The sequence below is a fragment of the uncultured Bradyrhizobium sp. genome, from assembly GCF_936943645.1.
Taxonomy (GTDB): domain Bacteria; phylum Pseudomonadota; class Alphaproteobacteria; order Rhizobiales; family Xanthobacteraceae; genus Bradyrhizobium.
Window position 1 is genome coordinate 55320 of record NZ_CAKZJO010000040.1, and the last position, 26333, is coordinate 81652.

General features: G+C 65.8%; 23 protein-coding genes. 17 read left to right on the forward strand and 6 right to left on the reverse strand.

Going from position 1 to position 26333, the window contains the following annotated elements:
* Positions 1-196: 196 nt before the first annotated feature.
* Positions 197-1003, reverse strand: coding sequence for an N-acyl homoserine lactonase family protein (locus Q0743_RS05105; RefSeq protein WP_298240494.1), 807 nt, complete (start codon positions 1001-1003; stop codon positions 197-199).
* Between the two features lie 381 nt (positions 1004-1384).
* On the opposite strand from Q0743_RS05105, the gene Q0743_RS05110 reads away from it, so the two are divergent.
* The 6 genes from Q0743_RS05110 (at position 1385) to Q0743_RS05135 (ending at position 8670) form a co-directional block, all read left to right on the forward strand.
* Positions 1385-2929, forward strand: coding sequence for a caspase family protein (locus Q0743_RS05110; RefSeq protein WP_298240495.1), 1545 nt, complete (start codon positions 1385-1387; stop codon positions 2927-2929).
* 146 nt (positions 2930-3075) lie between these two features.
* Entirely contained in the window at positions 3076-3768 is a 693-nt protein-coding gene (locus Q0743_RS05115) for an OmpA family protein (protein WP_298240496.1), read from the forward strand.
* A gap of 158 nt (positions 3769-3926) precedes the next feature.
* Positions 3927-4856: an efflux RND transporter periplasmic adaptor subunit gene (locus Q0743_RS05120; protein ID WP_298240497.1), complete on the forward strand. Its 930-nt coding sequence runs from the start codon at positions 3927-3929 to the stop codon at positions 4854-4856.
* On the forward strand, positions 4856-8005 hold the full coding sequence (locus tag Q0743_RS05125; protein WP_298240498.1) for an efflux RND transporter permease subunit: 3150 nt from the start codon (positions 4856-4858) through the stop codon (positions 8003-8005). Before Q0743_RS05120 ends, Q0743_RS05125 begins: the two co-directional genes overlap by 1 nt.
* Positions 8006-8068: 63 nt before the next feature.
* Positions 8069-8308: a DUF433 domain-containing protein gene (locus tag Q0743_RS05130; RefSeq protein WP_298240529.1), complete on the forward strand. Its 240-nt coding sequence runs from the start codon at positions 8069-8071 to the stop codon at positions 8306-8308.
* Positions 8305-8670: a DUF5615 family PIN-like protein gene (locus Q0743_RS05135; protein WP_298240499.1), complete on the forward strand. Its 366-nt coding sequence runs from the start codon at positions 8305-8307 to the stop codon at positions 8668-8670. Before Q0743_RS05130 ends, Q0743_RS05135 begins: the two co-directional genes overlap by 4 nt.
* A 2-nt stretch (positions 8671-8672) precedes the next feature.
* On the opposite strand, the gene Q0743_RS05140 is transcribed toward Q0743_RS05135, so the two are convergent.
* Positions 8673-9347, reverse strand: coding sequence for a Crp/Fnr family transcriptional regulator (locus Q0743_RS05140; RefSeq protein ID WP_097666467.1), 675 nt, complete (start codon positions 9345-9347; stop codon positions 8673-8675).
* A gap of 259 nt (positions 9348-9606) precedes the next feature.
* Between Q0743_RS05140 and Q0743_RS05145 the strand changes: the two genes are divergently transcribed.
* A complete protein-coding gene (locus Q0743_RS05145; RefSeq protein ID WP_298240500.1) occupies positions 9607-11670 on the forward strand; it encodes an AsmA family protein in 2064 nt (687 codons plus the stop codon).
* A gap of 224 nt (positions 11671-11894) precedes the next feature.
* Positions 11895-14342, forward strand: a complete 2448-nt coding sequence (locus Q0743_RS05150; RefSeq protein WP_298240501.1) for an adenylate/guanylate cyclase domain-containing protein — start codon at positions 11895-11897, stop codon at positions 14340-14342.
* A gap of 757 nt (positions 14343-15099) precedes the next feature.
* Here Q0743_RS05150 and Q0743_RS05155 read toward each other — a convergent pair.
* Together Q0743_RS05155 and Q0743_RS05160 are read right to left on the reverse strand one after the other, a co-directional pair.
* Positions 15100-15273 carry an AbrB/MazE/SpoVT family DNA-binding domain-containing protein gene (locus Q0743_RS05155; RefSeq protein WP_298240502.1) on the reverse strand — a complete coding sequence of 58 codons (174 nt, stop codon included), beginning with the start codon at positions 15271-15273 and terminating at the stop codon, positions 15100-15102.
* 22 nt (positions 15274-15295) lie between these two features.
* The gene (locus tag Q0743_RS05160; RefSeq protein WP_298240503.1) at positions 15296-15514 is read right to left on the reverse strand and encodes a hypothetical protein; all 219 of its coding nucleotides are present in this window, start codon (positions 15512-15514) and stop codon (positions 15296-15298) included.
* A 334-nt stretch (positions 15515-15848) separates the two neighbouring features.
* Between Q0743_RS05160 and Q0743_RS05165 the strand changes: the two genes are divergently transcribed.
* The 9 genes from Q0743_RS05165 (at position 15849) to Q0743_RS05205 (ending at position 23681) form a co-directional block, all read left to right on the forward strand.
* Positions 15849-16715 carry a hypothetical protein gene (locus Q0743_RS05165; protein WP_298240504.1) on the forward strand — a complete coding sequence of 289 codons (867 nt, stop codon included), beginning with the start codon at positions 15849-15851 and terminating at the stop codon, positions 16713-16715.
* Between the two features lie 242 nt (positions 16716-16957).
* Complete coding sequence (locus Q0743_RS05170; RefSeq protein ID WP_298240505.1) at positions 16958-17665, forward strand: GntR family transcriptional regulator; 708 nt, start codon at positions 16958-16960, stop codon at positions 17663-17665.
* Between the two features lie 51 nt (positions 17666-17716).
* Complete coding sequence (locus tag Q0743_RS05175; RefSeq protein WP_298240506.1) at positions 17717-18679, forward strand: ABC transporter substrate-binding protein; 963 nt, start codon at positions 17717-17719, stop codon at positions 18677-18679.
* Positions 18680-18685: 6 nt separating this feature from the next.
* On the forward strand, positions 18686-19441 hold the full coding sequence (locus tag Q0743_RS05180; protein WP_298240507.1) for an ABC transporter permease: 756 nt from the start codon (positions 18686-18688) through the stop codon (positions 19439-19441).
* Positions 19420-20226, forward strand: coding sequence for an ABC transporter ATP-binding protein (locus Q0743_RS05185; RefSeq protein ID WP_298240508.1), 807 nt, complete (start codon positions 19420-19422; stop codon positions 20224-20226). The genes Q0743_RS05180 and Q0743_RS05185 overlap by 22 nt, the downstream gene beginning before the upstream one ends.
* 7 nt (positions 20227-20233) lie before the next feature.
* Positions 20234-21055: an ABC transporter permease gene (locus Q0743_RS05190; protein ID WP_298240509.1), complete on the forward strand. Its 822-nt coding sequence runs from the start codon at positions 20234-20236 to the stop codon at positions 21053-21055.
* Between the two features lie 10 nt (positions 21056-21065).
* A complete protein-coding gene (locus Q0743_RS05195; protein ID WP_298240510.1) occupies positions 21066-21725 on the forward strand; it encodes a polysaccharide deacetylase family protein in 660 nt (219 codons plus the stop codon).
* A gap of 3 nt (positions 21726-21728) precedes the next feature.
* On the forward strand, positions 21729-22598 hold the full coding sequence (locus Q0743_RS05200; RefSeq protein ID WP_298240511.1) for a fumarylacetoacetate hydrolase family protein: 870 nt from the start codon (positions 21729-21731) through the stop codon (positions 22596-22598).
* A 39-nt stretch (positions 22599-22637) separates the two neighbouring features.
* Positions 22638-23681 carry a uroporphyrinogen decarboxylase family protein gene (locus tag Q0743_RS05205; RefSeq protein ID WP_298240512.1) on the forward strand — a complete coding sequence of 348 codons (1044 nt, stop codon included), beginning with the start codon at positions 22638-22640 and terminating at the stop codon, positions 23679-23681.
* 21 nt (positions 23682-23702) lie between these two features.
* Here Q0743_RS05205 and Q0743_RS05210 read toward each other — a convergent pair whose 3' ends face one another.
* Positions 23703-24953, reverse strand: a complete 1251-nt coding sequence (locus tag Q0743_RS05210) for a Spy/CpxP family protein refolding chaperone (protein ID WP_298240530.1) — start codon at positions 24951-24953, stop codon at positions 23703-23705.
* Positions 24954-25164: 211 nt separating this feature from the next.
* The gene (locus Q0743_RS05215; protein WP_298240513.1) at positions 25165-26304 is read right to left on the reverse strand and encodes a LysM peptidoglycan-binding domain-containing protein; all 1140 of its coding nucleotides are present in this window, start codon (positions 26302-26304) and stop codon (positions 25165-25167) included.
* Between the last annotated feature and the right edge of the window lie 29 nt (positions 26305-26333).

The following is a 26333-nucleotide window of genomic DNA, read 5'->3' on the forward strand; positions in this document are numbered from 1 at the left end:
AAAACTCAGTCGTCGTCCCGGACAAGCCGAGCGAAGCGAGGCGTAGATCCGGGACCCATCACCACAGGACGCCGTGATCACGAAGACCCGTGGTTGCAATGTCCCGCCAAACTCCTCCCTGGGGTTATGGGTCCCGGATCGACGCGCGCTTTGGGCGCGCTTGTCCGGGACGACCAGCAAGGGCAGGCCTCAGCCGTCATTTCGCAAACGAGCGCGTCGGCGGCAGGTGCAGCGCCCAGGCGTCGACCTTGTCGCTGGCACGCGGATAGATCTCCGTCACGATAGGATCGTGGCCGGGGATGAATCGATCAGGATGACCGGCGAGGCGCTCGATCGTTTCCCAGCCCACCGCCATGTCGCCGACATTGTAGACGATCGGAAACGGGCTGCGCCGCTGCAGATTGGCGTAGTAATGCGCGGCATCGGACGCCAGCACCACCGGCCCGCGCGCGGTCTCGACCTTGACCACCTGCAATCCGTCGGAATGGCCGCCGACACGATGCACGGTGACGCCGGGTGCGACCTCGCCGTCGCCCGAATAGAAATTGACGCGCTCGCCATAGACATGGCGCACCATCTGGGTGACGTGCTCGACCGAGAACGGATGTCGCAGCAGGCCGTTGCACATGCAGCGCCCCGTCGCGTAGGCCATCTCGCGCTCCTGGAGATGGAAGCGTGCATTCTGGAAGCGGTCGAGATTGCCGGCATGGTCGTAATGCAGATGCGTCACGATGACGTCGCGAATGCTCGACGCCGCAACGCCAAAGCGCTCCAGCGCATCGACCGGATTGAGCGTCAGCTTGCGCGCCCGCGCGCTCGCCTCCTCGGCATTGAAGCCGGTGTCGACCAGGATGTCGCGGCCGCCACCCCGGATCAGCCAGACGAAATAGTCGAGGTCCTGCGCCGCGCTGTCATGCGGATCGGGCGCAAGAAAATTCATGCTGGGGGTGCGCGGCGACATCGTCGCATAGCGCAGGGCGTAGATTTCGTAGGCGTTTCCCATGGTTTTTGCTTTTGGCTTTGCTTTTCTGAGTGGATCTTTCGGGGACGATCCTGCGCAGCAAGCCATCGTCCGCCGCAAAGGTCAAACGCCACGCGGCGCGAGGGCGGCAGGTTTTCAATGTGAGACCAATCACATTTTCGTCGCCATGCCCGTCCTAACGTGCGGCCGATAGGATCGAGCTGGACCCACGTCGAGCACAACCATGACACCCCGTTTATTCCCCTTGCGGCCCGCCCCGGCGTTGCGGTCAATCGCCGCGATAACGCCGAATCTCCAAGTGGTTGACGCCTCCCGCCCTCGGTTTGATAATGCAGGGAGCGTAAGTTAAGGTCGCCGCGGCGCAAGCTGGAACGGCGCCTTTTTGGCTGGACCGCGCTGATTATGAAAATTCGCTTCTTTTTTCTTGTGCCCTTGCTCATCTCGCTAGTCACGACGGCCCCATCGCTGGCGGCCGGTGACCGCTTTGCGCTGGTGATCGGCAACGCCAAATATCCGGATGCGGATGCTCCGCTGAAGGAACCGATCAACGATGCGCGCGACGTCGCCGACGAGCTCAAGCGCGACGGCTTTGCGGTCGAGATCGGCGAGAATCTGACCGGCGACGGCATGCGCCGCGCCCTCGACAAGCTCTACGGCAAGATCAAGCCGGGATCGGTGGCGCTGGTGTTCTTCAGCGGCTTCGGCATCCAGTCGGCGCGCCAGAGCTACATGCTACCGATCGATGCGCAGATCTGGACGGAATCCGACGTCCGCCGCGACGGTTTCAGCCTCGAGACCATCCTCGGTGAGCTCAACACCCGCGGCGCCGGCGTCAAGATCGCGCTGGTCGATGCTAGCAGGCGCAATCCGTTCGAGCGCCGGTTCCGCAGCTTCTCGGCCGGCCTGACCCCGGTCATCGCGCCGAACGGCACGCTGGTGATGTATTCGGCGGCGCTCGCCTCCGTGGTCTCCGATGCCGGCGGCGATCACAGCCTGTTCGTCCAGGAGCTCCTGAAGGAGATCCGCGTCCCCGACCTGATGGCTGAGGAGACCCTCAACCGCACCAAGATGGGCGTCACAAGGGCCTCGCGCGGCGAGCAGGTGCCGTGGATATCCTCTTCACTGGCCGAAGATTTCTCGTTCAGCCCGGGAGCCGGCGGATCGCGTCCGGCGCCAAGCGCGCCGCCTGCGCCACCCGCACCGCCGCCGGTCGTTGCCAACAACCCGCCGCCGGCCCCGCCCGCGCCGCCGACCCCACCTCCGCCGCCGAAGCCGGCCGACACTGCTGCGGCCCCGGCGCCAGCACCTGTTCCTCCGCCTGCACCGGCTCCCTCGCCGAAGCCGCAGGTCGAGGCCGCCCTGCCGCCGCCTCCGCCGCCCCCGCCGGTGAAGCCGATCGAGACCGTTCCGGCGCCGAGCCCGGACAGCGGGCCGAGCGCGGCCGCGCTGGCTGACGATCCCACGATCAAGAGCCTCACCTCCAAGATCGCCGCCAATCCGGACGATGTGAACGCGCTCTACCGGCGCGGCCAGGTCTATGCCAGCAAGGGCGCCTACAACCTCGCCATCAAGGATTTCGACGACACGCTGCGGATCAACTCGAAGGACGTCGAGGCGCTGAACAACCGCTGCTGGACCCGAACCGTCGTCGGCGATCTCCAGGGCGCCCTGAAGGATTGCAACGAGGCGCTGCGGCTGCGGCCGAACTTCGTCGATGCGCTGGATAGCCGCGGGCTGGTCAATCTGAAGTCGGGCGCGGTCAAGAATGCCATCGCCGATTTCGACGCGGCCCTGAAGATCAACCCGCGCCTGACCTCCTCGCTCTACGGACGCGGCCTTGCCAAGCAACGTAATGGCTCCGCCCAGGAAGGGGCCCTCGATATCGCCAATGCCAAGGCGATGGATCCGAACATCGTTCAGGAATTCGCAAGCTACGGAGTACGCTAGTATTTTTTTGGATCGAGGCAGGCGGCGCCTCGAACCTTGGCGGCTCAGGAAAGACTAACAAACGGATGCCGCAGGCGGCCTTCTCCGGGAGGCTGATTGCAGGAATTTTCGAACCGCGCGAGCGCGCTGCGCAGGAGGGACTGGCTATGAAATCGGCTGCCAAGGGATTTACCGCGATCAAGGGACTTGCCGCGATCCTGTCCATCGCCACTCTCGGCATCACCCTGTCGCTGCCGGCTTCGCCCGCATTCGCCGGCGATGACGGCAACAGCAAAAACGTCACCGAGGATGAGATCGTTCGCGCACTGGCGCCGGCGCCGAAGAAGCCATTGACCCGCGGCCTGTCGATCGGCGCCCCGCAGGCCGATCCCGCGCCGAACGCGGCGGAGACCAAGCTGATCCAGTCGGTGCGCGGCCGCTCGACGCGTTCGCTGTCGTCGACCGAGCGCGAGGAAATCGCCTCCGTCGCCAAGGACAAGCCGAACATCGATCTCGAGATCACCTTCGACTACAACTCGGCCAATATCAGCGCCAAGTCGATGCCCTCCGTGCAGGCCCTCGGCCGCGCGCTGACCAGTCCCGACCTCAAGGGCTCGACCTTCGTGGTCGCCGGCCACACCGACGCCGCCGGCGGCGAGGGTTACAATCAGGACCTGTCGGAGCGCCGCGCAGATTCGATCAAGCGCTACCTCGTCGACAAGTACAAGATCTCCGCGACCGACCTCGTCACCGTCGGCTACGGCAAGAGCAAGCTGAAGGATCCGGGTCAGCCGATGGCGGAGGTCAATCGCCGCGTGCAGGTCGTCAATATGGAAAACAAGACCACCGCATCGAAGTAAGCACGACACAATCCCTTGGAATGACCAGTCGTGATGTGGTGTAAAGTCTCGCTTGCAAAGCGCGTCCCGCAGCCTTGCGGGACGCCGCTTTGTTTCAGGGAAACGCTTTTCATGGGCCGCGCGCGGATGGCCGTGAGCCAGGCCAGGATGATCCGGCGATGAATCTCTCCGAATATCTCAAGCCTGCCGGAATCGTGGTGTTCGTCGTCGCGCTCGGCGTCGGCTATTATCTGTTCGAGCATCGCAAGCGCCCCGAGCCGAAAGAGACGCAAAGCGAGGCGCTCGTCATCGTGACGAAGTCGACCAACGCCTGCTTCTCCGACCTTGTGCGCGTCACCGGCTTCTTCGTACCGCGCCGCGAGGCCGTGGTCATCCCCGACCAGGAAGGCTCCAGGGTCACCGATCTGCTGGTCACCGAAGGCGCCGTCGTCGCCGACAATCAGGAACTGGCGCGGCTGACCGCGCCGCCGCAGATTCCGGGCCAGCCGCAGCGGCCGGGCCCGCAGGGTCCGGTCTCGCTGAAGGCGCCTGCGCCGGGCCTCATCACAGAAGTCCGCACCATCGTCGGCGCGCCCGCATCTCCGCAGGCCGGCCCGATGTTCCGCATCGCCGTCAACAACGAGATCGAGCTCGATGCTCAGGTCCCGGCGGTGCACATGCCCAAGCTCTCATCCGGCGCCACCGTGCGCATCAGCCGCGACGACGCGCCCGACCTGATCGGCCGTGTCAGGCTGGTTGCGCCCGAGATCGACCGCGCCACCCAGCTCGGCCGCGTTCGCATCAGCGTCACCAACAATCCCTCGCTCAAGGTCGGCGTGTTCGCACGCGCCTCGATCGACGCCAAGCGCAGCTGCGGCGTCTCGATCCCCAAGACCGCGATCGACCATCTCACGATCCAGGTCGTCAAGGGCAACACGATCGAGACGCGCAAGGTGCGGGTCGGACTGTCGTCCGACAGCGCCACGGAAATCCTGGAAGGCCTCGACGTCGGCGAAATCGTCGTGGCCGACGCCGGCTCTTCACTCCATGACGGCGACCAGATCAAGACCATGTTCGCCGATGAACTCGATCGCACGCGGGTACGCTGATGGCTCTCAATATCTCGGCTTGGTCGATCCGCAATCCGCTGCCGTCGGTCGTCTTCTCGATCATTCTGTTGATCCTCGGCTGGACCTCCTTCACCAAGCTGGCGGTGACGCGGCTGCCTTCGGCGGACATCCCCGTGATTTCGGTCGCGGTGTCGCAGTTCGGCGCGGCGCCGGCCGAGCTCGAATCCCAGGTGACGAAGACGGTCGAAGACGCGGTCTCCGGCGTCGAGGGCGTGCGGCACATCACCTCGCAGATCACCGACGGCCTGTCGGTGACCACGATCCAGTTCGCGCTTGAGACCAACACCGATCGCGCGCTCAACGACGTCAAGGACGCGGTGACGCGCGTGCGGTCGAACCTGCCGCAGAACGTCACCGAGCCGCTGATTCAGCGCGTCGACGTCATCGGCCTGCCGATCGTCACTTACGCCGCGATATCGCCCGGCAAGACGCCGGAGCAGCTCTCTTACTTCGTCGACGACGTGGTCAAGCGTGCGCTGCAGGGCGTGCGCGGCGTCGCCCAGGTCGAGCGCATCGGCGGTGTCGAGCGCGAGATCCTGGTTTCGCTGGATCCCGATCGCCTGCAGGCGATGGGCCTGACCGCGGTCAATGTCAGCCAGAGCCTGCGCGGCACCAATGTCGACGTCGCCGGCGGCCGCGCCGAGATCGGCAAGAACGACCAGGCGATCCGCACGCTCGCGGGTGCCAAGACCCTGAGCGACCTCGCCGGCACCATGATCCCGCTGTTCGGCGGCGGCGAGGTCCGGCTCGACGATCTCGGCACCGTCACCGACACCATTGCGGACCGCCGCACCTTCGCCCGCTTCAACGGCGAACCGATCGTCGCGCTCGGCATCAAGCGCTCCAAGGGCGCCAGCGACGTGAAGGTGGCCGAGGCCGTCGAGAAGCGCATCGAAGCGCTCAAGGCCGCCTATCCCGACGTCGACCTCAAGCTGATCGACACCTCGGTCGAATACACCAAGGGCAATTACCACGCGGCGATCTCGACCCTGTTCGAAGGCGCCATCCTCGCCGTCGTCATCGTGCTCTTGTTCCTGCGGGACCTGCGCGCCACCATCATCGCCGCGATCTCGCTGCCGCTGTCGATCTTCCCGGCGTTCTGGGCGATGGACCTCCTCGGCTTCTCGCTGAACCTCGTCAGCTTCCTCGCCATCACGCTGTCGACAGGCATCCTGGTCGACGACGCCATCGTCGAGATCGAGAACATCGTCCGGCACATGAACATGGGCAAATCGCCCTATCGTGCCGCGCTCGAGGCCGCCGACGAGATCGGCCTCGCGGTGATCGCGATCTCGCTGACCATCATCGCGATCTTCGCACCGGCAAGCTTCATGTCGGGCATCGCCGGGCAGTTCTTCAAGCAGTTCGGCATCACCGTCTCGGTGCAGGTGTTCTTCTCGCTGCTCGCCGCGCGCTTCGTCACGCCGGTGCTGGCCGCCTACTTCCTCAAGCACGGCAATCACGAGGAGCCACCGCCCGGGCGCATATTGCGGTCCTATCACCGCATCGTGGCCTGGTCGGTGAGGCATTATTTCATCACGGTGCTGATCGGCTTCGGCGTGTTCGCCGCCTCGATCTGGAGCATCACGCTGCTGCCGCAGGGCTTCCTGCCGGCGCAGGACAGCGCACGTTCGCTGCTCGCCCTCGAGCTGCCGCCGGGCACCCAGCTCGCCTACACCGAAAAGGTCACCGAAGACATCGTGGCGCGCCTGCGCAAGCGGCCCGAGGTCAAGAGCATCTTCGTCGACGGCGGCCGCGTCCCGCCCGGCACCCAGGAAGTCCGGCGCGCCTCGCTGATCATCAATTACACGCCCAAGGACGCCCGCGACATCACCCAGCGCGAGCTCGAATTTTCGATCAGCCAGGAACTGGAGAACATCCCGGACATCCGCTTCTGGTTCCTCGACGAGAACGGGCTGCGCGCCATCTCGCTGGTCGTGACCGGCGTCGACGCCAATATCGTCAACAATTTCGCGAGCGAGCTCGCGACGCAGATGAAGCGGATTCCGACCATCTCCAACGTGATCTCGGAAACCACGCTGGAACGGCCCGAGCTGCGCGTCGAACCGCGCGCGGATCTCGCCGCAAGGCTCGGCGTCTCGACCGAAAGCCTGTCGCAGACCATCCGCGTCGCCACCATCGGCGACGTCGGCCCCGCGCTCGCCAAGTTCGACGTCGGCGACCGCCTGGTGCCGATCCGCGTCCAGCTCGAGGATGCCGCGCGCGGCAATCTGAAGACGCTGGAGCAGTTGCGCGTGCCGCTTGGCGAGCACGGCGAGAAGGGCGGCGTTCCGCTCTCGGTCATCGCCGACGTCAAGCTCGACCAGGGTCCGACCAGCATCAACCGCTATGATCGTGAGCGGCAGGCGACCGTCGCTGCCGACCTCGTCGGCTCCGCCGCGCTCGGCGACGCCACCAAGAAGATCTACGATCTGCCGGTGATGAAGAGCCGGCCGAAGGGCGTGAAGGTCTCGCCCTCCGGTGACGCCGAAAGCCTGAACGAGCTGTCGGACGGCTTCGCCACCGCGATCACCGCGGGCCTGATGATGGTCTATGCCGTGCTGGTGCTGCTGTTCGGCACCTTCCTGCAGCCGATCACCATCCTGTTCTCGCTGCCGCTCTCGATCGGCGGCGCCATCGCGGCCCTGCTCCTTACCGGCAAGCAACTGACCACACCGGTATGGATCGGCATCCTGATGCTGATGGGCATCGTCACCAAGAACGCGATCATGCTGGTGGAGTTCGCCATCGAGGCCATTCACGCCGGCAAGCCGCGCGACGAGGCGATGATCGACGCCGGCATGAAGCGCGCCCGCCCGATCGTGATGACAACGATCGCGATGGCCGCCGGCATGATGCCGAGCGCGCTCGCGGTCGGCGCCGGCGGCGAGTTCCGCTCGCCCATGGCGCTTGCGGTGATCGGCGGCCTGATCTTCTCGACCATCCTATCATTGGTGTTCGTGCCCGCGATGTTCATGGTGATGGACGATTTCGGCGCCCTGATCTGGCGCTTTGCCAAGCGGCTGATCGTCCACAGCGAGGATGCCGAGACGGACGGCCATCACGGCGCAACCCCGGCAGAAGCGGGATCGGCGCCGAAGAGCATCGTACATCCCGCCGCGGAGTAAGGGTTCAAAAAGCTCATCGTGGGCGTACTGGCGGAAGCCGGACGCAAGCGCTATGTTATGCTTATGGCGTTTACGCGCATCACGATCGATCCGGCGGTATGCACCGGCAAGCCCTGTATTCGCGGGCTGCGTTTTCCGGTCGCGCGGTTGCTCGGCCTGCTGGCGGCCGGCGAGACCCGTGAATCCGTCCTGAGCGACTACCCTTATCTCGAACGTGAGGACATTGACGAGGCGTTACGCTACGCGGCTTCCCTTGCTGAGGATGAGGCCGTCGAGCTGCACTCAACTGTCCCAGCCAAGTGAGATTCCTCATCGACATGCCCCTCTCGCCCGCGCTATCGCGCTGGCTCACAGAGACGGGGCATGACGCCGTCCATGCATCCGACATGGGCCTGCATGAAGCGAGCGACGTTGAGATCATCAATCGCGCCCTGCAAGAGACGCGCACGGTCGTCACGGCAGACCTCGACTACCCCCGACTGATTGCTATCGCAGGCAGCGACAGCCCAAGCCTAATTCTTTTCCGAGGCGGCGACTGGACGGAGCAAAGCGTCCGGACTCGTCTCGCCGACGTCCTGTCCGCTCTGACCGAAGACGAAATTCAGTGCAGCATCATCACGGTCGATCGAGATCGCGTCCGTCGGCGCAGGCTGCCGATCGACTGATCCTACTCGTTCCGCGCGATCGCGGTCAGCTTGGTCATGTTCCGCAGCAATATCCGGCCGCGCTGCAGATCGAGGATCGCTTCCTTGCGCCAGGCCTGGAGCTGACGGTTCACGCTCTCGCGGGCGGCGCCGACGAAGACGCCGAGCTGTTCCTGCGAGATGTGCACCTCGGAGCCGAAATCGGCGGCGAGCGCGCAGAGCCGCCGCGCCAGCCGCACCGGCAGCGGCTGCAGCATGGATTCTTCCATGCGCTCGCTCTGCCAGCGGATGCGCTGGCACAGCAGCGCGATGATCTTGATCGCAACCTTCGGTTCGCGTTCGAGGAAGCTGAGAAAATCTTCGCGCCGCAGCACGAACAATTCGCTGGCCTCGCCCGCGGTCGCATCCGCGGTGCGGTTCTGGCCGTCCAGCACCGCGACTTCGCCGAACAGGTCGCCCGGTCCCATGAAGTTCAGCGTGAGCCGGCTGCCGTCGGAGGCGCCGGTCTCGATGCGGACCTGGCCGCGGCGCACGCCGAACAGCGCGTCGCCGGGATCGCCCTTCTGGAACAGCACCTCGCCATTCCCCAGATGCTGGGTGTGGCAGAGATTGGACAACCGCTGGAGCTCGTCTGTCCCGAGATCCGCGAACATGGCGTTCATCTTCAGAATGACCGCAAATTCGGCCTGCTTGCTCATTTCAATGTCCTTGTGAACGTCCTGGTCAGTTGTGTTGTCGGTTGTCTTGGCAAATCGCTTGAAATCATCACCGTCAGGATCGCGTAAAACCGCGTCGGGGAAGTGTGTCATAAGTCACATAACTTTGCAGCACCCCCTGACTATTTTTACGCGCTTGGAGCCACTTCCCGTCCGGGGATAAACTCAAGGCGTGAGGGATGGTGCAAAGGACGGTATTCTGCGGCATTCGACGCCGATTGTCCGTCGTTGGAAAGTCGACATGAGAGCAGTGAAATTCGCCGGCGCGGCTTTGGCCGTTGTCATCATCTTGATCGCAGTCGTTCTGGTGGTCGGGATCCCATCGGGCTTCCTGAGCTCGACGATCGCCGCGCGCGTCGAAAGTGCGACCGGCTATCGCCTGGCGATCGACGGCACCACGAAGATCAGCCTGTGGCCGACGCTCAATGTCACCCTCAACGATCTCACGCTGTCCGACCCCAAGGACCGCAGCGGCATCACGCGGCTGACGATCGACAGCGTGCAGGCCGACATGTCGCTCTCCAGCGTGTGGTCCGGGCGCCCGAAGATCAGTGAGCTCGTCGTCACCCATCCCGTGCTCTACCAGCCGCTGCTGCGTGAACGCCTGCCGAATGCGGCAAGCTCGTCGAAGCCGCTCGCGGTCGATGTCGACGGCGCCTCGATCGAGCGCGTCAAGGTCACCGACGGTGAAGTCGCATTCTCCCGCCTTCGCGACCGGGTCGAAGGCCGCATCAGCGCCATCAATGCCGACGCGATCGTTGCCCGCGACCGCAAGGTCAATGTCACCGGCACCGCGCGTGTCGGCGATCACCCGACCAAATTCGACATCAAGGCGACCACGCCAGGTGCGCCAGGCGACCGGCCGACGATCCCGGTGGATTTCGCCATCGACATGCCTGACGTGCTGAAGTCGCAGCTCACCGGCCATGCCGAGATGCGGATGAACGGCGACGTCGTGATGATCAACGGCGTGAATGGCCGGCTCGGCGACGGCACGTTCAACGGCTGGGCTTCGGTCGACGTCGCGAGCAAGCCGCTGGTCAAGCTCGACCTCGATTTCCAGCGGCTGGCTGTTCCGCTGGCGAAAACGCCGGAGGGCGCGGCCGGGCAACCCTGGAGCAACGCCCCGATCGACGTGTCCGGGCTCAATTACGTCGATGCGCAGGTGAGAATCTCCGCCACAGAAGCCGTGATCGGCGATGCCCGCATTGCGCCGCTGGCGCTCGATGCCAAGCTCGCCGGCGGCGTGCTGAAGGCCGGCACGGCCAATCTCGGCGCCTATGGCGGCCAGGTCTCCGGCGAAGTGATCCTGGACGCGACCACAGGCGCGCCGAGCTTTGCCATGCACTCCGACCTCGTCGGTGTGCGGGCGTTGCCGCTGCTGCAGGGCCTTGCCGAGTTCGATCGTATCGACGGCAAGCTGCAGGCCAAGCTCGCTCTGCGCAGCGCCGGCACCAGCCAGCGCGCGCTGATGGCGAACATGCAGGGCACCGCCTTCGTCAATTTCCAGGACGGCGCCATCCGCGGCATCAATGTCGCGCAGATGATCCGCTCGCTGACAACAGGCACGCTGTCCGGCTGGCAGGATAGCCAGAATGCCGGACAGGAGCAGAGCACCGACCTGTCGCAGCTCTCGGCCTCGTTCCGCATCGACAAGGGCCAGGCGGTGACGACCGATCTCAACCTGATCGGGCCGCTGGTCCGCGTCACCGGCGCCGGCACCATCGCGCTCGACACCAAGATGATGGGCTTTCGCGTCGAGCCCAAGCTCGTGATGACCACCGAAGGCCAGGGCCGCACCAATGAGCCGGTCGGCTTCGGCATCCCCGTGATGATCCAGGGCTCCTGGTCGCAGCCGAAGATCTACCCGGATATGGCCGGCATGCTGGACAATCCGGATGCCGCCTATGCCAAGCTGCGCGAGATGGGCAAGGGCCTGTTCGGCCCCGATGGCGCCGGGCTCGGCAACATTCTGAACAGCCTCGGCATTGGCGGAGCGACAGCGCCTGGCGGCAATACGGCCGGCACTGCCAATCCACAGGCCCAGCAGCCGGGGCAGAACAATCTGCTCGGCGGCCCCCTCGGCGAGGCGATCGGCAATTTGATTCAGCAGGGGCTGTCCAATGGCGCGGCAAGCAGCACCGGCGCCGCGCCAGGCGGCGGCCGCAGCCGCAGCCTGCCGGCAACACCCTCCACGCCGGCGCCTCAGGCTTCGCCCGCGGCCCCGGCCTTGGACGACCCGCCGGTCGCGCAGCAGGACAGTCAGCCAATGAACGACGTGCTGCGGCAACTCTTCAACCGGTGATGGGCGATCCACGTCCATCCCCTTACATCAGCCTGCCTGCCCCCAGCTTCCTCCAAACGGATGACGCGGCGGCAATTCACGCCCTCTTCCACCTGTCCGGACGGTCCAGAGCGAGTAACCACGCCGGCCGGACGGCAGTCCTTTGGCCCAGAATGTGGTAGAACGGCCCTGCAAGGGCCTACGGCCCGTAGCGCCGGCGTCGATGGCGGCGCGAGAGGATCGGGATGGCAGGAGCGAACGACAAGACACGGTTTCTGCGCGAGGGCCTGTTCGCCAAATACGTCGTCTCCCTCGTCGGCCTCGTCGTGTTCGTCCTCGCCGTCAACGGCGCGATGGAGACCTGGATCTCCTACCGCGCGACCAGGACACAGCTGACCGACGGCCTCGAGGACAAGGCGCAAGGAACGGCCCGGAGAATCGAACAGTCGATCTCCGAGCTCGATCGCCAGATCAGCTGGGTGACCCGGGCGAGCCAGGACACGCTCGAAAAGCGCCGCGCCGACTATGCCTCGCTGCTGCACCAGGTCTCGGTCGTCAACCAGCTGTTCCAGCTCAACGGCGAGGGCCGCGAGGTGCTGCGCGTCTCGCGCCAGTCGACCACGACCGGCAGCAACGCCGATCTCTCCCGCGACGCACGCTTCACCGAGACCGTCGCCCGCGGCGTCAGCTATGCGCCGGCCTGGTTCGCCGACCGGACGCCGCTGATGTCGATCTCGGTGGCGCATTCCGGCTTCAATGCCGGCGTCACCGTGGCCGAGATCGATCTCGGCTTCCTCTCCGACTTCCTGTCCGATGCGCAGGTCGGCAAGGCCGCCTTCGCCTATGTGGTCGATCCGCGCGGCCGCGTGCTGGCGACGTCGTCGAAGGGCCCCGACGTCGGCAAGGATCTGTCGAAGCTGCCGCAGGTCGCGGCCGCGATCGCGCCCGGCCGCGAGCCCGACACATCGGGCACCGATTTCAACGGCCAATCGGTGATGAGCGCCGCGAGCACCGTGCCGAAGCTCGGCTGGAGCGTGCTGTTCGAGCAGCCGACCACGCAGGCCCTGATGCCGATCCGCGACCAGCTGGTGCGCATCGCGCTTTTGATCGGGATGGGCCTGATGGTCGCGATCCTCGCCGGCACGCTGCTGGCGCGCCGCATGATCATCCCGATCACGGCGCTGCGTGACGGCGCGCACAAGCTCGGTGAGGGCGATTTCAGCCATCGCATCGACGTCCACACCTCGGACGAGCTGGAAGACCTCGCCGGCCAGTTCAACCGCATGGCCGGCCAGATCCAGGAGACCTATTCGAACCTGGAGACCAAGGTCGAGGAGCGCACGCGCGATCTGGCGCAGTCGATCAACGAGCTGAAAGTGCTGGAAGAGGTCGGCCGCGCCGTTGCCGCCTCGCTCGATCTGAACGCCGTGCTGCCGACCATCGCCGCGCGCGCGATCGAGATCACCCATGCCGATGCCGTGCTGATCTACGGCTTCGACGCCGAGCGGCGCCGCTTCAACCTGGTCGAGGCCGGCGGCATCGACCGATCCGCCGACGGCGCCCATGTCGCCATCGAGGAAGGCGAGAACATCCTGAGCGATGCCGCCCGCAGCGGCGAGCCGATCGCGCTGGCCGATCTCGCGCACGCCGCCGAGCAGCCGCTGCGCGAGGCCGCGATCACGGCCGGCTTCCACTCGGTGCTGGTCGTGCCGCTGGTCGACCAGCAAGGCACGCTCGGTGCGCTGGTGGTGCTGCGCCGCGCCGAAGGCGAGTTCGCAGCCAGCATCATCGGCCTGATGCGCACCTTCGCCAACCAGGCCGTGCTGGCGATGCGCAATGCGCGCCTGTTCACCGAGGTCGATGCCAAGGGCCGCGAGCTGGCGGCGGCGAACGAGACCGTGCGCGCCCAGGCCGACAAGCTCAAGCAGCAGACCGATCAACTCAAGGACTGGAACAAGTCGCTGGAGGAGCGCGTCGAGACCCAGTTCAGTGAGATCGAGCGCATCCGCAAGCTCGAACGCTTCCTGGCGCCGCAGGTGGCGCAGCTGATCGCCTCCTCCGACAGCCCGGAAGGATTGCTCACCAGCCAGCGCCGCGAGGTCACCGTGGTGTTCTGCGATCTGCGCGGCTTCACCGCGTTCACGGAAGCGACCGAGCCGGAAGAGGCGATGAACGTGCTGCGCGAATATCACGCCGCGCTCGGCGAGCTGATCTTCAAATACGAGGGCACGCTCGACAAATATGCCGGCGACGGCGTGATGATCCTGTTCAACGCGCCGATCCAGTTCGAGGACCACACCAAGCGCGCCGTGAGGATGGCGGTGGAGATGCGCGACACCATCGGCCCGCTGACCGAGCGCTGGCGCAACCGCGGCCACAGCCTCGGTTTCGGCATCGGCATCGCGGTCGGCTATGCCACGCTTGGCCAGGTCGGCTTCGAGCAGCGGCTGGAATATGCCGCGATCGGCAGCGTCACCAACCTCGCCTCGCGCCTGTGCGGCGAAGCCAAGCCCAACCAGATCGTGGTCAGCCGCCGCGTCTACGGCATGGTCGAGCCCTGGGTCGAGGCCCGCGCGCTCGACGATCTCCAGCTCAAGGGATTCAATCACCCGGTGCTGGCGATGGAGATTTTGAACTGGCGCGAAGAGGTGGAGAACGTGGTGGATGCGTCCGCCGTGCGGAGACGCGGGTAAGCAAGCGAGTCGTCAAGGATTCCTTGACCACTCACGATCCCTCACTGACAGCAGATCGCGATCCCGCGGCGCGTTGCGCCCGGGTTTTGTCTGGTCTCGGCACCCTTCGAAGTGGAAGGGCGCAGGGAAGACCGGGCACCGGATGGCACCCGAAAGCCCCTGTGCATGAGTGCGTGATAGTCGCTCACAGGGGAGTAACAGGTGCGGCCGAATGCCCGGCCTTCCCTGCGCGATGGTTGAAACGGCTTATGTCGCGCTCTCGCCGGTGAGACGATTTCCCGTTGCCACCGTCGCCTTGCAGCTGTCATCGGATGCGCCGTCCGGTCGGACGATCGCACCACCGCAAGACTTGACGCCGGAATGTCGGGCGTCGCGACCACACGATTTTGCCGTACGCAAGCAGCACCGTCGTACACGCGCCCGCTGATCGCTCACGAGGGACTACCCCGCCCTGCAACCGCATCTGGCGCCGACGCTGCCAGCGTCCACCGCCCCTCACCCCACGAACCCTGACGATCGCGATCCGTCCCTTACCATGGGATGAGTTGGAGGGGAGCATAGGGTGTGTCGCGGTTCGGGTAAAGAGAATTTTTGATTAAGCGAAATGAATACATGCCGGGGGGCAGGGCAACTTGTAAGGATCTCTTACAAGTTGCCGACCCAAGCGGGCATCCTGCAAATGTCGAAAACAACCCCATGCACAGTAGACGGGGCCAGCGAGATCAATGGGTTACGACAGGCGATCGGAAGCTACAACTCAACGCGGCGGATCTTCGCTCGGACCGTCATTCGCATCCTTGATCTCGGCAGCGGACGCGCTTCCGATGATCGTGACGATTTCGATTTCGTCACCTTCCTTGAGTGTAAGTCGGTCGATCAGTTCCTGGGGAAGAACCACAGCAAGATCGTCATCCCATTTGAAAACCTTCATCGCGGCCTCCGCTGGGAGCAGACTATGGTCCGGGCAAGTGCTGCTTCTCCGCGTCGAGCCGCTCGATCTCTTCCTTGAGGAGGGTGTTCACCAGGTCGTTCAGCGAGGTGCCTTGGGTTTCGGCGAGATCCGAGAGATAGGTCAAAACCTCGGGTTCCAGATGGACCGGCGGCACAAGGCGAGCACCCTTCTGGAAGAACTTGCCTCGCGTGGCGGTCGTGAAATCGTATTCGTCCTTCATCGGATCACCGATCAACCTTCATAAGACCTGATCTCGCGGCGGCTCGGATAACGCGCCGAGATGATGCCGATCGCGGCCCGGTCCGCAGTCAGCTCAACATAGGTATGAACGACCAGAAGCAGATTACCAGCCGGGCTCCGGCCCATGGTAACCCATCGCTCCTCCCCTTCGCCAGACTCATTGTCGAGTAGCGAGAGGGCTAGAAGCGGGAGAGGGAGCCGACTGCCAATGCCGTGCATCCCGCACACTCTGTGCATTGCCCCCCGAACCCCATCCCCGCTCCCCGCGACTAACTCACGCCTCAACGGCGAGGCAATTCGATGGGAGTTGGTCCGTGGCGATTGCCCTGCCTTCGCGTGCCTATGATCTGCAGATGCTGGACCGGCCGGTGGACCGGGCGCGCGACCAGGGCTGGGTGTTCGGGCTGCCGCCGGGGATTGCGAGCGAGCAATGGCCGCTCGATCCCGTCACCGGCTTTCCCTTGATGCACGGTTTCACGCTGCTGCTGCCGGAGGATTACCGCGTGCACGGCGCGGACATCGTCGCGCTGTCGTTCTTTGCCACCGCGCCCGATCACAATGACGGCGGTGCGCCCGATGACCCCGAAGTCCGCGAGGCCGTGCTGGCGCGGCCGGCGCATCCGCGGCTGTCGCGCATGACCGACATTCTCGACTACGACTATGCCGCGCTGCTGCTGACGCGGGCCGAATATGAGGGACCGTTCGCAACGCCGCCGGCGCCGCTTGCGCTGGCGACGGCGGAGCGGCCGCGCTGGCTCGATGTCGGCGGCGCCAGCGCCTTCTTCGAGGCCGCCGCGCCTTACGCCAGGAAGATGTTTGCCACCGCGCCGCGCACCGATCTCGGCGAGACCCGCACGATCGCGCTATCGCCGCGCACTGATGATCCCAACGCCGGCAAGGGGCCGCAGGACGAGTACACGCGCAGCAACCCGCCGACCGGCTATCAGCCCTATTACTATTATGTCGGCGGCAAGCCGGGCCGCGAGAATTTCCGCCTGCACGACTGGGCCAAGGACCACGCTCCCAACCATCTCGGCGGCACCATGCGGCCGTGCCAGGCGGTGCCGGAGATGAGCCCGTTCTACATCGAGTTCGAGGAATATTTCGGCGGCTACAATTTCGGCGGCGGCAATGCGCAGCTCGACTTCAAGGCGATGAAGTTCGACTGGGCGTGCGGGTGAGGCGCTAGCACGGTGCTCGTATCACCGTCATTGCGAGGAGCGCAGCGACGAAGCAACCCAGAGTCCCGCTGTGGAAAGACCCTGGATTGCTTCGCTGCGCTCGCAATGACGGAGTGTGTACCGCCGGCCGCGAGCGTGCAGCTTCCGCCGACCTCGGAGCCCAGAAAATCGATTTTCGATTTTCTATTGACCGCAGGACGCCGCCTTGCAATCATCGCCCCATGGGTCCGCTTCAGTTCGACATGTCCGGGAGCCCCGGCGATGGTCCGCGCAGCCTGACATCGGCGCTGCACGAGCGGCTGCGCGCCGATATCCTGGCGACGCGGCTGCTGCCGGGCCAGAAGCTGCATATCGCGGGCCTCGCCAAGCAGTTTTCGGTGAGCCTTGCCGCAGTGCGCGAGGCGCTGTCGCGCCTCGTCGCGGACGGCCTGGTGCAGGCCTCCGACCAGCGCGGTTTTCGCGTCAGCCCGGTGTCGCTGGCCGACCTCGCCGACGTGACCCAGACCCGGATCGACATCGAGGGGCTGGCGCTGCGCCGCTCGATCGAGCGGGGCGACGATGCGTGGCTCGCCGCGGTGAAATCGGCATGGACCGATCTGAAAGCCGTTCCCTATCGCTACCCCGATGATCCCACCGTGCATTACGAGGAATGGGTTATCCGTCACCGCATCTTCCACCGCGCGCTGGTCAATGCCTGCGGCTCGCCATGGCTGCTCGGCTTCCGCGACGTGCTGCACGAGCAGAGCGAGCGATATCGCCGCCTGTCGATCCGGCGCGAGGTCGGCGGCAAGCCGCGCGACGTCGAGGCCGAGCACGCGGCGATCGTCGCAGCCGTGACGAAGCGCGACGGCGATGCGGCCGTTCGCGCCCTGTCGAAGCATTTCGGCATCACCAAGGAGTTCGTCGAGCTCGCCGCCTCGCGCATTGCGGAGGTGAGCCGCACGACCTGACGATCCGGAAAAATCCGGCACGTAAAAAAGACAAACCGGGAGGAAACAACAATGAAGATCAATCGCCGTCACGCGCTCCTATCGCTGGTTGCCGCCACCATGCTGGCCGGCCCTGTGAGCGCCGCCGAGACCATCCGCGTCGGCCTGCCCACCAAGACATACTGGCCGACGACGATCGCCGAGACGGCCGTGCGGCAAAAACTGTTCGAGAAGGAAGGCATCCAGGCCGAGCTGACCATTTATCGCAGCGGCGCCGAAACCTTCGAGGGCATGGCGGCGGGCGCGGCCGACATCATCCTCGATCCGCCGTCGCTGGTCTCCGCCGGGCGCAAGAAGGGCGTGATGTCGCGCATCGTCGCCAACGCCGCGATGGGCAATTTCGGCTGGCAGCTGATGGTGCCGGTCAAATCGACGCTCGACGTCAAGGACCTCAACGGCAAGAAGGTGGCGATCACCGCGGCCGGCTCGGGCTCTGACCTGCTCGCGCTGTGGACCATCCAGGACAAGAAGATCGATTTCACGCGCGTGCCGGTCGGCGGTGGCGGCCTGGTGCCCAATCTCCTCGCGGGGAACGTCGAGGCCGCCGTGGTCTATTCGCCGCTGAGCTTCCAGATCTCGAAATCCGGCGAAGCCAAGACCATCCTCGATTATTCGACCGCGGTGCCGCCGAACCTCACCGCGGGCTGGATCGTGCTCGACAAATTCGCCGAGGCCAAGCCCCAGCTGGTGCAGAAGGCGGTGAACGCGCTCTACGGCGCGGTCGCGTTCATGCGCGCCAATCGCGACGTCACCGTCAAGCTGATCGCCGAGCTCTACGAGATGCCGCCGGAGATCGCCGGCCTCGAATACGACAACACGATCATGAAGCTCGAGACCAGCGGCGACATGGGCGCGGCGAATGTGAATGCCGCCGTGCAGCTCTCGCTCGATCTCGCCAAGCTCGGCGGGCTCAAGGACATCGTGCCGGCCGAGGACGTGATCTCGACCAAGTTCAAGCCGGTCCCGACCAAGTAGCTGGCGATGCAGAGCACGCTTCTCATCAACCTCGCCAGGATCGCGATCATCGTCGCGGTCCTGGCGCTGTGGGAGCTGCTGTCTCGCACCGGCATCGTCAATCCGCGCCTGTTGCCGTCGGCGTCCGACACGTTCGTCACGCTCGGCGATCTCCTGCAGCGCGCGGCGGTGCGGAAGGATTTGATGGTGACCGCGACCGAGGTGCTGACGGCGTTCGCGCTGGCCGTGCCCGTCGGCGCACTGATCGGCTTCCTGATCGCGGAGAACCGCTACTTCGCCGATGTCGCCAAGCCGCTGCTGTTCTTCGCCTTCAGCATCCCGAAATCGATCTTCCTGCCGATGTTCATCCTGGTGTTCGGCGTCGGCTTCGCCCAGAAGGTCGGCTTCGGCTTCTTCTCCACGATCTTCATCGTGATCATGTCGACCACGACGGCGGTGGAGTCGGTCAAGGTCGAGCATCTGACGGTTGCGCGCTCCTATGGCGCCACGCCGTGGCAGACCGCGCTCCGCGTCTATCTGCCGAGCATGCTGCCGGTGCTGCTGGAAGCCTTGCGGATCTCCATGATCTTCAACCTCACCGGCGTGATCCTCGCCGAGATGTACGCCTCGCGCGACGGCATCGGCCACCAGATCGCGACCTGGGGCGAGAATTTCCAGATGAAGCAGCTTCTCGCCGGCGTCGTGATGGTCGCCGCGATCGCCATGACCTTCAACGAACTTGTCAGATGGGTGGAAACGCGATGCAGCCATTGGCGAACGTGACCCCGCTCAAGCCCGCCGCGCGCGCCGGCGCGATCGAGGTGAAGAATGTCGGCCAGGTGTTCAAGACCCGGTCGCAGGACGTCGTCGCGCTCGAGGACGTCTCGCTCGAGGTCAAGCCCGGCCGCTTCGTCGTGCTGGTCGGCCCGAGCGGCTGCGGCAAGTCGACCCTTCTGATGATGATGGCGGGCCTGCGCCAGCAGACATCAGGCACCATCACCATCAGCGGCGCGCCGATCCTGCAGCCCGATCCTGACCGGGTCGGCGTGGTGTTCCAGGAGGCGAGCCTGTTTCCATGGCTGACCGCCGAGGACAATGTCGAGTTTCCGCTGGCGCTGCGCGGCGTGCCGAAGGCCGAGCGCCGCGCCAAGGCGCAGGATGCGCTCAAGCTGGTCGGGCTCGAAGGTTTCGGCAGGCGCCATCCGCACGAACTCTCGGGCGGCATGAAGCAGCGTGTCTCGATCGCGCGCGGGCTGGTGCAGGATCCGCCGGTGCTGTTGATGGACGAGCCGTTCGCCGCGCTGGACGAGCAGACGCGCATGACCATGGGCGACGAGCTGCTGCGGATCTGGGCGGCGACCGGCAAGACCGTCGTCTTCGTCACGCACAGCCTCACCGAAGCGGTCTATCTCGCCGACGAGGTGATCGTGATGTCGGCGCGGCCCGGCCGCATCGTCGACCATCTCCAGGTCCAGCTGCCGCGGCCCCGCACCTACGAGATGCTGAGCGGCGACGCGTTCGGGACCTTGCGCGACCGCATCTGGCGGCACATACGCAAATCGGCGTGAGACGACGATGAGCGCCAAAATAAGTGCGAAGATGAGTGCAAAGACGCTGCGGTATCTGATCGTGATCGGCCTGATCGCGCTGTGGGAGCTGCTGCCGCGCGCCGGGCTGATTCCCGAGCTGTTCCTGCCCTCGCTGTCGTCCACGCTGATCGCCGGATGGACCGATGCGGCTGAGTACGGTCATGCGCTCGCGGTCACGCTGTACGAGGTCGTGGTCTCCATGGCGTTCGCCTGCGGCGGCGGCATCCTGCTCGGCGCCATCGTCGGCAGCCTGCCACGCCCGCGCATCCTCATCATGCCGATGGTGTCGAGCCTCTACGCAGTGCCACTCGTGATCCTCTATCCCGTCTTCACCGTGTGGCTCGGCATCGGCTCGGAGTCCAAGATCGCGTTCGCCTCGATCTACGGCTTCCTGCCGACGATGCTCGCGACCGCAGCCGGCATCCAGACCATCGATCCGCAGCTCCTGCTCGCGGCCCGCAGCATGGGCGCGACGCTGAGCCAGCGGCTGGTCCGCGTCATCATCCCCGCCGCGATCCCGACGGTGCTGTCGGGCCTGCGTGTCGGCGGCGCGCTTGTCATCGTCGGGGTCGTCGTCTCGGAGATGCTGATCTCCTCGGCCGGCATCGGCTATCTGATCTCGCGCTATCGCACCATCCTCGACAGCGCGCATGTGTTTGCGGGCGTGCTGCTGGTGCTGTTCCTCGCCATCGGCTTCAACGCCGTGATCCGCTGGATCGAGCGCAAGGCGGCGATCTGGCAGACCGGCACCCGCGCCGGCCAGGCCAATGACGACGTCGCCTCAGGCGCGATGCAGCCGGCGACCTGAGGTTCAGCGCGTGCACGATCTGACCCTGACATTCGACAACGGCCCTGATCCCGACGTGACGCCGCGCGTGCTCGACATTCTGGCAGCGCGAGGGATCAAGACCACCTTCTTCGTGATCGGCGAGAAGCTCGTCGATCCCGCGCGGCGCAAGCTTGCGAAGCGGGCCCATGGCGAGGGGCACTGGATCGGCAATCACACTTTTACGCACAGCATCCCGCTTGGCGAACAGACAACGCGCGACACCGCGGAGCGCGAGATCGGCCGCACGCAAGATGCGATCGGCGATCTCGCCCACCCCAATCGCTGGTTCCGGCCGTTCGGCGGCGGCGGCAATCTGGACAGACGGCTGCTCAAGCCGTCCGTGGTCGACCATCTCACTCGCGAAAAGCACAGCTGCGTGCTGTGGAATTCCATTCCGCACGACTGGGACGACCCCGACGGCTGGACTGCGCGCGCGCTCGACCAATGCAGCCGGCAGCCCTGGACGCTGATGGTGCTGCACGATCTGCCGACCGGTGCCATGGCCCATCTGGAGCGCTTTCTCGACAACGCGGAGGCGGCCGGCGCCCGCTTCCGCCAGGACTTCCCGCCTCCTTGCGTTCCGATTCGCGACGGCGAGATCGCGCTTCCCATCAACGACTATGTTTCCTCCATTGAAGAGAGTGTTTGACCCATGAAAGTTGCAAGCTTCACCATCGCGGGCACGGCGAGCTATGGCATCGTCACCGACAAGGGTGTCATCGATGCCGGCAAGCGCCTGAAGGCCTACCCGACGCTGAAGGCGCTGCTTGCGAAAGGCGCGCTGGACGCGTTGAAAAAGCTCGCGGCCGAGACGCCCGACTACGCGCTTGCCGACGTCGCGCTGCTGCCGACCGTGCCCGATCCCGACAAGATCTTCTGCATCGGCGTCAACTATGCCACGCATCTGGCCGAGAGTGGTCACCCGACGCCGGCGCATCCGATGATCTTCACCCGTTTCGCCAACAGCCAGGTCGGCCACGGCCAGCCGATGATCCGGCCGCTGGAATCCGAACGTTTCGACTATGAGGGCGAAATGGCCGTCATCATCGGCAAGGCCGGCCGCCGCATCTCGCGCGAGGCTGCGCTCGGCCATGTCGCCGGTTACGCCTGCTACAACGACGGCAGCATCCGCGACTGGCAGCGCCACACCTCGCAATTCGCACCCGGCAAGAATTTTGCCGGCACCGGCGGGTTCGGGCCATGGATGGTCACGACCGACGAGCTGACCGACGTCACAAAGCAGACGTTGATCACCCGGCTCAACGGCGTCGAGGTGCAGAGAGCGCCGATCTCAGATCTCGTCTTCGACGTGCCGGCGCTGATCGCCTATTGCTCGACCTTCACCGAACTGGTGCCCGGCGACGTGATCGTGACAGGCACGACCGGCGGTGTCGGCGCTTATCGCACGCCGCCGCTGTGGATGAAGGGCGGCGACGTCGTCGAGATCGAGATCTCCGGCATCGGCATCCTGCGCAACCCGGTCAAGGACGAGGGTTCAGCCGCGGCGACGCGCGCGGCCTGAGCACCGTCGCACTCAACAAGAATCAAGAAGGAGAACTCCATGCCCATGCCGACCCACATCCTGCCGACCACCGTGGTCGGCAGCTATCCGCAGCCGGAATGGCTGGTGAACCGCGCCATGCTGTCGAAGGTGGTCCCGCGCACCCGCCTGCACGACATGTGGCGGCTGCCGGCGGAGCATCTGGAGGAAGCCCAGGACGATGCCACGATCGTCGCCATCCGCGACATGGAGCGCGCCGGCATCGACATCGTGACCGACGGCGAGATCCGCCGCGAGAGCTATTCCAATCGCTTTGCCACCGCGCTCGACGGCATCGACGGTGACAATCCCGCGATGATCGTGGCGCGCACGGGCAACACCCAGACGCCGGTGCCGCGCGTCGTCGGCCCCGTGAAGCGCAAGGGTCCGGTCGAGCTGCATGACATGCAGTTCCTGCGTGAGAATACCGAGCGCGCGGCGAAGATCACCCTGCCCGGCCCGTTCACGATGAGCCAGCAGGCCAAGAACGAGTTCTACAAGGACGAGGAAGAGCTCGCGATGGCGCTCGCCGAGGCCGTCAATGCCGAGGCGCTCGACCTGCAGAAGGCCGGCGCCGATGTGATCCAGCTCGACGAGCCCTGGGTGCGCAACAATCCGGAGCTCGCCAAGCGCTACGCCGTCAAGGCGATCAACCGCGCGCTGCAGGGCATCACGGTGCCGACCGTGGTGCATCTCTGCTTCGGCTATGCCGCCGTCGTGCCCGGCTCGAACAAGCCGGCCGGCTATTCCTTCCTGGCCGAGCTCGACGACACCATCGCCGACCAGATCTCGATCGAGGCGGCGCAGCCGAAGCTCGACCTCGGCGTGCTCAAGGATCTGTCGTCCAAGAAGATCATGCTCGGCGTGCTCGACCTTGCGGATCCCGCGGTCGAGAGCGTCGATACCATCGCCGACCGCATCCGCAGCGGCCTCAAGCACGTGTCGCCCGATCGTCTGATCCCGGCGCCCGATTGCGGCATGAAATACATGCCGCGCGCGACGGCGTTCGGGAAGCTGAAGGCGATGTGCGACGCCGCGGCGAAGGTCAGGCGGGAGATCGGCTAACGGCCTTCACGCGAGGCTGCCTCATGCCCCGCGCTTCGGCCCGATCGCTTCGAAGCCGGCCTTCTGCTCGTCGCTCAGATCCGCCTCGAAATCATCGAGCGCATCGGTGACGTCGTTGACGGCCTGGAGCATCGTCTCCAGCCGCGCCTTTGCGGCAGTGAGGCGCGCTTGTGGTGTCGCGGCGGCCTGTGACGGACAGGCGCTGAGCGTCTGCATGGTGCGCAGGGTGGTGTCCTGAAGCACCTCGAAGCGGGCGCGGGCGACCTCGTCGAGGCGGAGCGAGGTGGCGATGTCGCCTGCGGGCCATTGCTGCTGCACGAGCTGCTCGTATTGACGCTGCAGCTTCGCGTCATAGCGGGGATCGCTGTCGGAATCACAGGCGTTCGATGCCTGCGCATCCTTGCTTGCATTCTTGCTCGAGTCCTTCCGCTGCATGGCCACCAGCACCGCGCGGCGGTCCTTGCCGAGCGCCTCGAGCCTTGCCTTCTGGTCGTCGTCGAGCAGATCTACGAATTTCGCCAGCGGCGGCGCGACCGCGTCGACGGCCTTGATCATGGCGTCTAACCGCTCGCGCATCAGGCCAAGGCGCTCCGCGGCCGTGGCGGGCGCCTGCGCCGGGCAGGCCGCGCGAATGGTGTCGCGCGCGCCGCTCCAGGCGGATGCGAGCTCGTCCAGCGCAGTCCGTTGCAATTCGTTCGGCGTGACGGCCGCCGCGATGCGTTCGACCGGCATGCCGCCGGTGTCGCTGGCATCGCAGAGAGTCTCGGCCGCCGGGATCCGCCGCGCGCGCCGGCCGGCCGGCACGGCGTAGGCCGCAAGCTCGCTCACCGCATAGGGCGCGAAGATCGCCGCATAGATATCGCCATAGCCGTAGAGCGAGAGACTGGTCGCATCGCCGAGGATCACGGCGGAGGTGAGATCGTCATGCGCGAACGGCCAGAACACCGGACCGACCCAGCCATAGCTGCCGTCGGGATGGCGCCACCAGCCTTGCGGGCGGCGGCCGCCGCGCCAGCCGACGAGCGCGGCTTGCGCCGTCAGGGCCGCACGCAGCAGATAAGGGTTGGCCGGCTGGGGGCGTTCGGCCCCGCGCGGGTCCTGTGATCGCAGTGCCGCGGAACGGTAGCGGCTGCCCCGCACCGCCATGCGGGAGTGGCGCAGGCGCGACAGGCCCATCATATGGCCGACGGCGAAACGCGCGACGCCGAGCGGGCCGCCGCGCAATCCGAACTGCGCCTCGGCCTTCACCGGCAGCAGCACGGTGGCGATCATGACGGCCGCACCGGCCAGCGCCAGTTTCACGCGTCCCGACACGACCGTTGACCTGACCAATTCGGCCTCCTCCCGGCTGCCACGCGCGCACTGCGTCGCATCGGGATGACTCGCGGGGGAACCAATTGTTCCCCAGCGAGACAGGGCAAAGCGTCGCGGGTGACCGGTTGAGTTCAGCCCGCTCGCGGGAGGAGGAGAGGAAAGACCGCCCTCACTCCGTCTTCTGCGGCATCACAAAGGTCTGGCCGGGATAGATCAGATTGGGGTTGTGGATCTTGTCGCGGTTGGCGTTGAAGATCACCGCGTAGCGGGCGCCGTCGCCGTAAGCGAGCCGGCTGAGCGCCCACAGGCTGTCGCCGCGCGAGATCACCCGGCTGCCGCCAGCTTCCGCCGGTGCGGTGTGGAGCGGGTCGGCCGGCGAGGCCGATGCGACCGTCGTGGCGGCAGGGGTCCGCGCCATGACCCTGGGCTTTGGCGTGCCGACGAATTTCGGCCGGGCAGCCAGCCGCTCCGGCGCTGACGCTAGCCGCGGTGACGGCAGGGCGGCGACGACATCCGATTTGTCGCCGGCCTTCTCGGCCTGCTTCGGCTGTTGCCCGGTTTCCTGCTTGGTCTCTTGCTTCGCGACCGGTGCCGGACGCGCGGGCGGCGGCGCCGCTTCGGCGATGGTCACCGGCATGGTCCGGCTGGACTGCGTGACCGTGCCGTCCGGCGCCTTGGCCCGCAGCGTCAATTCATAGGACCCGGCGGGAAGCTGCGGCGGGGTCATCACGAACTGGCCCGAGGCGTCGGCAACCACAGTATCCAACGGCTTGCCGTCGCGCAGCAGCTCGACCTTGGAGCCCGGCGCGGCCTGGCCTGCGATCACCGCGGCCTCGCCGTGATCGTCGACACGGGCGACATCGAAACGCGGGCCGCTGTCGGCCGCCGTCGCCGGCTTGGCCGGCGCGAGATCGGGCAGCGCCGCGGCCTGCTTCTGGATGTCGGCCAGCGCGCCCGTCTTGGCCTCAGGCTTGGCCTCAGGCTTGGCCTCAGGCTTGGGCTCGGGCTTGAGCTCGGGCTTGAGCTCGGGCACCGCCGCTGGCGCTGGCGGCGTGACGGCGGCCAGCTTTGGCTGGTCCGGCTTGGGATCTTCCGGCTTCGGCTCGGCCTTGAGTTCGGGCTTGAGCTCGGCCTTAGCCTCGACTTTGGGTTCGGCCTTGATCTCGGGCTTGACCTCAGGCTTGGCGGCGACGGTGGTCTTGGTCCCGTCAGGCAGCAGGCGGCGCAGCTCGGTCGGGCCGATCACCAGCACCGTGCCGACCAGTGCGAGCAGGCAAAGAGCAATGAGGGCCTTGGATACGGTCATCATCGGAAAAGAACCTTGGGTGGCAAATCAAC

Excerpts from the sequence above, each read along its gene's own strand:
- Q0743_RS05105 (WP_298240494.1), bottom strand. The coding sequence starts at position 1,003 with ATGGGAAACGCCTACGAAATCTACGCCCTGCGCTATGCGACGATGTCG.
- Q0743_RS05110 (WP_298240495.1), top strand. The coding sequence starts at position 1,385 with ATGAAAATTCGCTTCTTTTTTCTTGTGCCCTTGCTCATCTCGCTAGTC.
- Q0743_RS05115 (WP_298240496.1), top strand. The coding sequence starts at position 3,076 with ATGAAATCGGCTGCCAAGGGATTTACCGCGATCAAGGGACTTGCCGCG.
- Q0743_RS05120 (WP_298240497.1), top strand. The coding sequence starts at position 3,927 with ATGAATCTCTCCGAATATCTCAAGCCTGCCGGAATCGTGGTGTTCGTC.
- Q0743_RS05125 (WP_298240498.1), top strand. The coding sequence starts at position 4,856 with ATGGCTCTCAATATCTCGGCTTGGTCGATCCGCAATCCGCTGCCGTCG.
- Q0743_RS05130 (WP_298240529.1), top strand. The coding sequence starts at position 8,069 with ATGGCGTTTACGCGCATCACGATCGATCCGGCGGTATGCACCGGCAAG.
- Q0743_RS05140 (WP_097666467.1), bottom strand. The coding sequence starts at position 9,347 with ATGAGCAAGCAGGCCGAATTTGCGGTCATTCTGAAGATGAACGCCATG.
- Q0743_RS05145 (WP_298240500.1), top strand. The coding sequence starts at position 9,607 with ATGAGAGCAGTGAAATTCGCCGGCGCGGCTTTGGCCGTTGTCATCATC.
- Q0743_RS05150 (WP_298240501.1), top strand. The coding sequence starts at position 11,895 with ATGGCAGGAGCGAACGACAAGACACGGTTTCTGCGCGAGGGCCTGTTC.
- Q0743_RS05155 (WP_298240502.1), bottom strand. The coding sequence starts at position 15,273 with ATGAAGGTTTTCAAATGGGATGACGATCTTGCTGTGGTTCTTCCCCAG.
- Q0743_RS05160 (WP_298240503.1), bottom strand. The coding sequence starts at position 15,514 with ATGAAGGACGAATACGATTTCACGACCGCCACGCGAGGCAAGTTCTTC.
- Q0743_RS05170 (WP_298240505.1), top strand. The coding sequence starts at position 16,958 with ATGTCCGGGAGCCCCGGCGATGGTCCGCGCAGCCTGACATCGGCGCTG.
- Q0743_RS05175 (WP_298240506.1), top strand. The coding sequence starts at position 17,717 with ATGAAGATCAATCGCCGTCACGCGCTCCTATCGCTGGTTGCCGCCACC.
- Q0743_RS05180 (WP_298240507.1), top strand. The coding sequence starts at position 18,686 with ATGCAGAGCACGCTTCTCATCAACCTCGCCAGGATCGCGATCATCGTC.
- Q0743_RS05185 (WP_298240508.1), top strand. The coding sequence starts at position 19,420 with ATGCAGCCATTGGCGAACGTGACCCCGCTCAAGCCCGCCGCGCGCGCC.
- Q0743_RS05190 (WP_298240509.1), top strand. The coding sequence starts at position 20,234 with ATGAGCGCCAAAATAAGTGCGAAGATGAGTGCAAAGACGCTGCGGTAT.
- Q0743_RS05200 (WP_298240511.1), top strand. The coding sequence starts at position 21,729 with ATGAAAGTTGCAAGCTTCACCATCGCGGGCACGGCGAGCTATGGCATC.
- Q0743_RS05205 (WP_298240512.1), top strand. The coding sequence starts at position 22,638 with ATGCCCATGCCGACCCACATCCTGCCGACCACCGTGGTCGGCAGCTAT.
- Q0743_RS05210 (WP_298240530.1), bottom strand. The coding sequence starts at position 24,953 with ATGATCGCCACCGTGCTGCTGCCGGTGAAGGCCGAGGCGCAGTTCGGA.
- Q0743_RS05215 (WP_298240513.1), bottom strand. The coding sequence starts at position 26,304 with ATGATGACCGTATCCAAGGCCCTCATTGCTCTTTGCCTGCTCGCACTG.